Source organism: Bacillus sp. AFS001701 (genome assembly GCF_002559405.1).
GTDB lineage: Bacteria > Bacillota > Bacilli > Bacillales > Bacillaceae_G > Gottfriedia.
Window position 1 is genome coordinate 1 of the sequence record NZ_NTZO01000672.1, and the last position, 1,193, is coordinate 1,193.

General features: G+C 27.9%; 2 protein-coding genes. Both read left to right on the forward strand.

What is annotated here, in order from left to right; translation table 11 throughout:
• The coding region (locus CN514_RS24535) for a hypothetical protein (RefSeq protein ID WP_217993963.1) at positions 1–273 on the forward strand (273 nt) is incomplete at its 5' end.
• 408 nt (positions 274–681) lie between these two features.
• Complete coding sequence (locus CN514_RS24540) at positions 682–1,080, forward strand: DoxX family protein (RefSeq protein ID WP_098234803.1); 399 nt, start codon at positions 682–684, stop codon at positions 1,078–1,080.
• The last annotated feature ends 113 nt before the right edge of the window (positions 1,081–1,193 follow it).

Genomic DNA, 1,193 nt, shown 5'->3' on the forward strand with positions numbered 1-1,193 from the left:
CAATATAATATATTAATTGAAAAAGGAGGGAGATGGTTTAATTTGGGATCAAACGACGAAAATTGTAGAACTAGAAGTATTTGTGAGCTTCTATCTACTCTACCACCACATTATTCTATTAGTGAAATAGTTGTTGATGGAGTAACAGAAAGTGTAAACTATTTTATTACTTTAGATTCTTCAACAAATCTAGCATATTTTTCAAGTGTAAGTGGAGGATTAGTAATAGCCGATTGTAGAAGAATCTCACAAGTAGTAGTTCCAGGAGCATAATATTAGTGCAAAAAACCTTGTTTTAAAAAGCAAGGTTTTTTTATTGAAAAAATTAAGAAATCACGATCAAAAAACGATTATAAGGTAAATCAGTTGAAACTTAATTTTTAGTACAATGATATAATCTCTAAAAACTTAATACATTATTCGTTATTGACAACTTAATTAATTCATATTATTATTATCTCGAGTTCAAGATATCTTAATTTAAAATAATTTGGAGGTGGAAATAATGGAGAATGAATGCAAACCCTTCTTTTACTTAAAAACACTAATATAAAGAAGTTTGCGATGAATTTATTGACTAAAATAGTTGTTGAAATACTTTATAAAAAATAATTTGATTCAAAAATTTTTTTACAAAATTATTTTGAATTAAAGATAAAAAATATTTAGGAGGAATTTAAGGTGTTAAATATTGGTTTATTAATTATTCGTTTAGTAATCGGTTTACTTTTTGTAGGTCATGGAGCTCAAAAATTATTTGGCTGGTTCGGTGGTTATGGATTAAAAGGAACAGGTGGATGGTTTGAATCAATTGGCATGAAACCAGGTGTAAGTGTTGCACTTTTAGCAGGGTTAGCAGAACTAATCGGGGGAATTTTGTTTACACTAGGTCTATTAACTCCACTTGCAGGAATTATGATTGCGGGTACAATGGTAATGGCAATTATTAAAGTTCATGGGCCAAATGGATTATGGTCAACAGCTAATGGATATGAATACAACTTAACATTGATGTCAGTTGCTATTGGTATAGCTTTAATTGGACCTGGTAAATATGCGTTAGATGCATTTTTATTCTAAATGATTACTTTAGAAATTGATTATATAAAGTAAAACTTAATTAGTTTAATTGTGCAGTTAAATAATGAATCTGTTCATAAAAAAAAGAAATAATAGAAAATGTAAGTCAAATA